The organism is Pedobacter sp. HMWF019, from assembly GCF_003061025.1.
In the GTDB taxonomy this organism is placed as follows: domain Bacteria; phylum Bacteroidota; class Bacteroidia; order Sphingobacteriales; family Sphingobacteriaceae; genus Pedobacter.
Window position 1 is genome coordinate 1 of record NZ_QAIL01000382.1, and the last position, 7,581, is coordinate 7,581.

At 41.6% G+C, this 7,581-nt stretch carries 6 protein-coding genes; 1 reads left to right on the forward strand and 5 read right to left on the reverse strand.

Features of this window, described 5'->3' with window-relative positions; all coding sequences use genetic code 11:
• Nucleotides 1-100 precede the first annotated feature (100 nt).
• The 5 genes from DBR11_RS21025 to DBR11_RS21045 form a co-directional block, all read right to left on the reverse strand.
• A complete protein-coding gene (locus DBR11_RS21025) occupies nucleotides 101-826 on the reverse strand; it encodes a superoxide dismutase (RefSeq protein WP_108554588.1) in 726 nt (241 codons plus the stop codon).
• Between the two features lie 206 nt (nucleotides 827-1,032).
• A complete protein-coding gene (locus DBR11_RS21030) occupies nucleotides 1,033-2,151 on the reverse strand; it encodes an efflux RND transporter periplasmic adaptor subunit (protein WP_108554584.1) in 1,119 nt (372 codons plus the stop codon).
• Nucleotides 2,144-5,368: an efflux RND transporter permease subunit gene (locus DBR11_RS21035; RefSeq protein ID WP_108554585.1), complete on the reverse strand. Its 3,225-nt coding sequence runs from the start codon at nucleotides 5,366-5,368 to the stop codon at nucleotides 2,144-2,146. The genes DBR11_RS21030 and DBR11_RS21035 overlap by 8 nt, the downstream gene beginning before the upstream one ends.
• Nucleotides 5,369-5,373: 5 nt before the next feature.
• Nucleotides 5,374-6,765: a TolC family protein gene (locus DBR11_RS21040; RefSeq protein ID WP_108554586.1), complete on the reverse strand. Its 1,392-nt coding sequence runs from the start codon at nucleotides 6,763-6,765 to the stop codon at nucleotides 5,374-5,376.
• A 66-nt stretch (nucleotides 6,766-6,831) separates the two neighbouring features.
• Complete coding sequence (locus DBR11_RS21045; RefSeq protein WP_108554587.1) at nucleotides 6,832-7,209, reverse strand: hypothetical protein; 378 nt, start codon at nucleotides 7,207-7,209, stop codon at nucleotides 6,832-6,834.
• 171 nt (nucleotides 7,210-7,380) lie between these two features.
• Between DBR11_RS21045 and DBR11_RS21050 the strand changes: the two genes are divergently transcribed.
• Nucleotides 7,381-7,581, forward strand: a 201-nt coding sequence (locus DBR11_RS21050) for a TetR/AcrR family transcriptional regulator (RefSeq protein WP_146186614.1), incomplete at its 3' end; no start/stop codon positions are given.

A 7,581-nucleotide genomic window follows, 5' to 3' on the forward strand; every position in this document is an offset into this window, starting at 1 on the left:
ATCGTATACCGTTATAAACATATGGTAAACAACCAATAAAATGAAAGCACAGTCTTAAACTGTGCTTTTTTGACAAAAACATAATAAAATTAGCGCTTATCTATACAAATCGCTTATTTACTGCATTCCAATTTACAGTATTCCACCAGGATGAGATGTATTCATTCCTTTTGTTCTGATATTTCAAATAATAGGCATGCTCCCAAACATCTAAAGCAAGTAAAGGTGTACCTTTTTCAGTAGCATTATCCATAAGTGGATTATCCTGATTGGCGGTTGAAGTAATGCTCAATACACCGTTGTTGTGGATGAGCCAGGCCCAGCCTGATCCGAAACGGGTTAATGCAGCTTGAGAAAATTTCTCTTTAAACTGATCAACAGATTGAAAAGATTTCTCGATTGCTGCCTTTAATTTTCCCGAAGGGGCAGTTAGGCCAGATGCCTGCATTGATTCCCAGAAAAAATTATGATTCCAGGCACCACCACCATTATTTCTTGCTTTTGCAGATAAAGTAGATGCCTTTGAAAAAAAGTCGTATTCGTCTTTGAAATTTAAATGTTCGGCCTGGATGGCTTCATTTACATTTTTAATATAGGCTGCATGATGCTTGGTATAATGTATTTCCATAGTCAGGGCATCTATATTCGGTTCCAGGGCAGCGTAGGTATATGGAAGCTTGACCTGAGAAAACACAAAAGCTTGTCGATTTTCTTCAGCAAGGTCTTTTGCAAAGGCAGGTATAACATTTAATGTAGATAAAGCTGCTACACCCAAAGACATTTTGAGGGAGCTTTTTAGAAAATCTCTTCGTTCATTATTTTCCATAATTCTTAATTTACTGGATTCAAAAATATGCTTGCGCCCAACATCCATCCTAATTTAAACAATTTCAAATGATCGCTTTATGTTTTCAATTTACTAATTATGACGCTTAACTGATGAATGAACAAACTGGTTCTTTTTCACTTGATAACAAATATACTAAAAGCTTTGGAATAGTCTATTAAAATAGTAGACTATTCCAAAGCAAGCTATTTTACTGACGTCCCATTTTTAATTTCATCACTACCTTGCAGTAAAATTTGGTCTCCTGGCTTAATATTTCCGAATATCTCAGTAGAATCTCCTGCGCTTAATCCTTCCTTAACATCAACCATTAAGGCTTTTCCAGTTTCCACTTTGATCACATACTCTCGTTCTGTAGATCTTACAATAGCGTGGTTGGGAACCATTAAGGCTTTAGCTCCGGATAATAATGGAATTTCAACTTCAGCGAACATCCCTGGTTTTAGCTGACCATCCTGGTTATTGATATCTACCTCTATGGCCTCAGAGCGGGTGCTGTTGTTTAATGCATTTGCAGACCGGCTGATCAGTGCTTTATAGATTTTGCCTGGTATTGCAGTAAATGACAAGGAGGCTTGCTTTTTAAGGTCCACTTTGTCTACATAAGCTTCTGGAATATAGACTTCCAACCTGAGTTTTTGGAGGTGCTGCAACTGAAAAAGCGGAGGCTCTCCACTCTTACCTGGACCTGCTAATGCACCAGGTGAAACATTCCTTTGGGTGATGACCCCATCAAACGGGGCCGTGATAATGAGATATTGCTGCATATGCTTTACAGAGGCGACATTGGATTGTTCTGAATTTGCAATGGCCAAATCCCCTTTCATTTTGGAAAAAGCATTATCAAGATCAAGTCTGGATACTGCTCCGGGTTCTTTGGCGGCCTGCTTTAACCGGTTGTATTTATCCTGACTGGCCAGCGAGATCTCTTTGGCTTGCAAATATTTTGATCTTGCTGCTTCCAGTTGGGATTCCATTTCCGGTGCTTCAAGGGTAAGCAGTACCTGTCCTTTTTTCACAACCGAACCACGGTCAGCATAGACTTCTTTTACGAAGCCGTTGGCCCGTGCAAATACAGAAACCTCTTCAAATGGCTTCAATTGTCCGGGTAAGCGTACTGAACTGGACATATTCTTCTCTTTCAGCACTCCCAATTCGTACCCGGTGGCTTTATTTTCTTTATGATTGATCAAAATTGGTTTTTCTCCCTGACTGCAGGAAGAGATAAAAAATAGTACAGTAACAACCAGGACATTAAAGATCTGATTGCTCCTGTAGCGGATTGTTCTGGATGAATTATTCATGTGTTGTATTTTCTGGCATTAATGAAGGTGAACGATAAGTGCTTTTGTCCTGCATCCAGGCAAATACCTGGGGAAGGATAAATAAAGCGGCAAGGGTTGAGGCAAATAATCCTCCAATAACAGCCCTGCCCAATGGCGCAGTCTGTTCTCCTGCTTCTCCCATTCCGGAAGCCATAGGAATCATACCTGCCATCATTGCTAAACTGGTCATCAGAATTGGCCTCAGTCTTATAGAAGCACTGATAACCGCTGCCCTGGATGAATCTTTGTAATCCAGACGGAGTTTTTCTGCATTGGTTACAATAAGAATTGCATTGGCAACAGATACACCTGTAGACATGATCATTCCCATATAGGACTGGAGATTAAGTGTAGACCCCGTGAGAAACAGGGCTGCTAAAGATCCTAATATTACAGCAGGAACAGTAGAGAGCACGGTTAGGGATAATTTGAACGATTGATAGTTTGCAGCCAGCAACAGAAAGATCACCAAAATAGCAAGAAGAAGACCGCTCTGGAGACTCGACAGCGTTTCAGACAGTAAACTGGACATTCCTTTTACTTCAGCCAATAAGCCTTTAGGCGGCTTTCCGAGCGAATTTAATGCTTTGGTGACATCTGCAGTTGCGGTTCCCAAATCCTGTTTATAGATATTAGCACTTATGGTTAGAAAACGCCGCGGTCCTGTACGGTCGTATTCACCGGGTGTATAGATCACTTTAAAAGATGCAATATCTCCCAAAACCGGGCTGCTTTGGCCTTTAACCAGCGGAACTTCGCGAAGTTCTTCCATCGTATCCATCACATATTCCGGAACCTGAACTTGTACCTGATAGGTATAGGCCGCCTTCTCATCCAGCCATTGGTTTTTTTCTGTAAAACGGCTGGAGGACGTACTTGCTGTAACTGAACGGGCGATGTCCTGGACATTTAATCCCAGTTGAGCTGCTTTTAAACGATCGAGAGTTATAGAAACTACCGGCACTTTTAAAGGTTGGACAATCTGAATATCACGCAGGTAAGGTATTTTATGCAATTGATCTGTTACGCGGCCTGCAAAACGCTCAATTTCCTGCATGTCTTTACCGGCCACTCTCACTTCTATTGGTGTTGCGGCACCCTGGCTCATGATCTTTTCTGTCATATCGATAGGCTCAAAGGTTATTCTCAGATCTGGTATAGCCTGATGAATATTTTTTCGCAGGGCATCTTTCAGTTCATCCATATTCACTTTATACTGTTCATCTAGATTTACTTGTAAAACAGCTTCATGTGTACCCGTATTAAAGATGTAAAGATTACTTGTACCGTAACTGCTGGGGATAATCCCTACATAACCTGAACTGATGGCGATATGATGATCTACTGTGGCGTCTATAAGTTGTAATACTTGTTTAAATTTATCTTCTGTTCGTTCAAGCCGGGTTCCGTCGGGCGCTTTTATGCGGATCTGAAACTGGCCGTTGTTGACCTTTGGCATCATATCTTTGCCGATATAGATAAATCCTGCGGCGGCCAGACCGACAACCAATATCAGATACGCTGGAATGATCAGTTTCTTTCTGCTCATCCAGCTTTTGATAAGCTCCATATATTTCAGCTTTATCCGTTCAAAAAGATCATTATGTTTTGGATCTTTCTGTTCCTGCTTGAGATGTTCTTTGACTTGCTCCCGCTCTACCCCGTCCAGAGCCTCTCCCGCATGTGCATGGAGGCTGTGGTGATCATAGTGCTGGTAACGCTCAGCTTTGATCATCCAGTTGCTCAGAATAGGCACAACGGTCTGGGCAATAATAAAGGACACGATCATGGTCAATCCAATAGAGAGAGACAGCGGAAGAAACATGGCCTTAGGAACACCATTCATGAGAAATGATGGGGCAAAAACAGCCAGTATGCAAAGCAGGATCAACAATAAGGGAAATGCAATTTCTTCACAGGCATCGTAAATAGCCTGCCGCTTGCTCTTTCCCATCTCCAAATGCTGGTGGATATTCTCTATAGTTACAGTGGCCTGATCAACAAGGATACCAATGGCCAGCGCCAGACCACTTAAAGTCATAATATTAATTGTTTGCCCAAAAAGACGGAGCAACAATACTCCTATGAGGATAGATACAGGAATAGTGATGACAACAATGAGACTGCTCCTCCAGTCCCTGAGAAACAGAAGAACCATAAGTCCGGTCAGTAATGCACCCAATGCCCCCTCACTAATCAAACTTTTGACAGCATTAACAACAAAAACTGACTGGTCAAATTCGTAAGATATCTTTACATCGCCGGGAAGCAAGCTCTGCATCTCAGGAATTTTAGCTTTTAGGGCTTTAACCACCTCCCAGGTCGAAGCATCAGCCGTTTTAACCACGGGAATATATACTGAACGTTTACCGTTAATGAGTGCATAGTCTACAGTTACATCAGCAGCATCTGCTACCCTCGCAACATCCTTGACCAGCACAGAGACACCATTTTTTGTAGTTATGGGAATATCACCAAATTCGTCTACATGTTTCACCAGAGAGTTCATTGATGTTACAAACATGGTATTATTGATGCGGAGATTGCCCGAGGGAGACATCACGTTAAACTTGGCCAAAGCCTCTACAACCTCATCAGGTGTTAAATTATAACTTCTGAGTTTACTAGGGTCTAAATTCACGGTAACAGAGCGGGAGTTGGCCCCAAAAGGTGGAGGAGCAGAAAGTCCTGGTACTGTGGCAAACATTGGCCGGATGCGGGTAGCGGCCATATCATAGATCTCCTTCAGGCTTCTCGATTTTCCGGAAAGAACCAATTGCCCAACCGGTAAAGAGGAAGCGTCAAAACGCACAACCTGGGGTGGCAGGGCGCCTGGCGGGAAGAATTTCATAGCCCGGTTAACCTGGAGTGCTACCTGTGCTGAGGCTTCTGCCATATTGGTATTTTCATAAAAACTAAGTTTAAGCATGGTCAGTCCCTGTATGTTTTTACTCGTAATATTTTTCACACCGTTTACATACAAAAACTGATCTTGAAGACGTGTAGAAAAGAATCCTTCCATTTGTTGTGCAGACATTCCTCCATAGGATTCTATCACATAAATGGTTGGAAGGTTGAGCTGAGGAAAGATATCGATAGGTATTTTAATGGCGGAAAGTACAGCAAAAAGAAGCAGACTTAGCGTGATAACGACTGTTGTAACCGGCTTTTTCAAAGCCGTGGTAACCATAGACATAGTATCTAGTTTAAAGATTTTAAAAATGTATCCACTTTATTTTGGGCTACTGACCTTTGAAAGAGTGCACGGCAAAAAGTATATTTTGCTGTAGCATAATCTGTTTCTGCTCTATAGAGAAGACTGAGGGCAGTATTAAGTTCAATAATATCCGACAGGCCGTTTTTGTACAAAGAAAGTTTCTGACGATAAGCGGCCTCTGCAGCATGCAGTTGATGTGGTATTTCCTGAAGCCTTTGCAGTGCTGTATTGAATTCAAGTGCGGCCTGATCTGAACTGCTCTCCAGAAGAACTTGCTGTTCCTTTAATTTTTTCAAGGCAAAATCGGAAACCAGTTTCTGGGTATGGAGTTGCAATTGCTTATGTTTAATATCAAAGAGATTATAGGTAATTCCAATACCAACCAGATAATTACTTCGGTCTATACCCATTCCTTCTCCCAGACTGCCAAAATGATCATTTGCATCAACACTGGAACCTCTGCCCCAGGCTGCCGCTTCTAACATGATTTTTGGTGCATAACTCTTTTTAACGAGCTTCTCTTTTTCTAAACTGCTTTGATAAAGCGATCTGTAGTACCGAAGTCCGGGATGCCCTATTGTATCGGGAGTCAATGGCTCCAACAATGACGCATGCATAATCAGGTTTGCAGCGATGGTGGAATCCGGGATGATATACGAGGATTTCAGACCACTAATGGCCGCCAATTGTAGTTGAAGCTGTGCGTACTGATTATTTAATTCGATTTTATTAAGCCGGGATTTGGAAAGCTCAGCTTCTGCAATACTGGTATCCACTCCTGCACGCAAGCCGCTCCGTGCCAGGGCCTGTATAGATTGCCTGATTTCCAGGCTGCGGTCTATATTTTTCTGTTGAATGGCCAGCATATTCTGGTAGTGGTAAAGCTTCAGATAAGCATCAATTCCAAAGTTTTGAAGTTCAAATTTTGATACCTTAAATCGATTCTCCTCCACTTTAACTTCGGAAGTGGCAACTTCGTTCTGTGCATGATAACCTCCAAAGTTGTAGATTTCCCATTCCAGCGCCGCAATTCCAAGATCCCCTAAAACCGCGCTGGTGTTGCTTTCGGTCCTCACTCCTCTGGAATTGGAAGGAACGATGCCGAAACCTACGTATGGTCCGGCAACATTGTTATTGCTTCCTATATCTGTTTGATAATTCAATTTGAGCGACGGAAGCCAGTTATAGCGCGTTTGCTGAGCCATTGACCGGCGAATCTGCACGGAAGCAGAGTCTGAGATCAGCTCTGGTGATCTCACAGAGATCTGATTTAACAGGTCTTGTAAGTGCAGAACTGGCCTGCTTTGCTGCGCACAAATTTCTAACGCATTGATGAGTAAGCAGATCAACAGAACTGCCTTCTTATAGGTGTACATAAATATTTGAAATAAGATGAAACGAACGGATCAGTTAAATAATAGTTCCTGTAAAAGGTGAGGATATCAAATGATCAGTTTTCTATAAGAGATGTAAACTTCCCGGTTGGGTAGTAAACTGGAAATAAGCTGCCGGATGGCACGTTGTGTAGTGCCAGATTCTGCAAGTCCCCTTAATGGAAAGAGAAAAGATAACAGGGACCAGATTGTTCTAAATAAATGCTCCGGAAGATCGGGTAACCGAAAAACAGCATCTGTAGACTCCATACAAATTTCTTCAGCATATTCCTGTTTACGTTTATTGAAGAGCTTCTGCATGAGGAAAATTCCATTTTCGTCTGCCGCATGTATGCGTTCACTGATACTGAAGCCAATAATAGGCTTAACACTTAGTAAAATGCCAGCAAGGATAAATAGAATCTTAATATACTTAGATAGGCTCATAGTTTTGACGCAATGCCTTATGGAGTATACAAAAATTGATATTATAATTCAAAGTTCAAACAGGTCATAGAATTGTTACGTTTTCTCTTTCCGAAAATATAATATCATTATTTTGTCATTAGTGATTTTAAATCCTTAAATTAAGGATATTATATTTTCCTTTGCTACCGAATGAACGTTCAATTAGAAAATAACGGCAAGAGAGACGCGATCCTAAACAGCACATTAGAGCTGGTAAAATCACATGGATTTCACGGTGCTCCTATGAGCCAGATTGCAAAAAACGCAAATGTTGCTGCAGGGACTATTTACCATTACTTTGATTCCAAAGAAACGCTGATCATAGAATTGTATATCCGGACTAAGGAGATG

Excerpts from the sequence above, each read along its gene's own strand:
- DBR11_RS21030 (WP_108554584.1), bottom strand. The coding sequence starts at position 2,151 with ATGAATAATTCATCCAGAACAATCCGCTACAGGAGCAATCAGATCTTT.
- DBR11_RS21045 (WP_108554587.1), bottom strand. The coding sequence starts at position 7,209 with ATGAGCCTATCTAAGTATATTAAGATTCTATTTATCCTTGCTGGCATT.
- DBR11_RS21035 (WP_108554585.1), bottom strand. The coding sequence starts at position 5,368 with ATGTCTATGGTTACCACGGCTTTGAAAAAGCCGGTTACAACAGTCGTT.
- DBR11_RS21025 (WP_108554588.1), bottom strand. The coding sequence starts at position 826 with ATGGAAAATAATGAACGAAGAGATTTTCTAAAAAGCTCCCTCAAAATG.
- DBR11_RS21040 (WP_108554586.1), bottom strand. The coding sequence starts at position 6,765 with ATGTACACCTATAAGAAGGCAGTTCTGTTGATCTGCTTACTCATCAAT.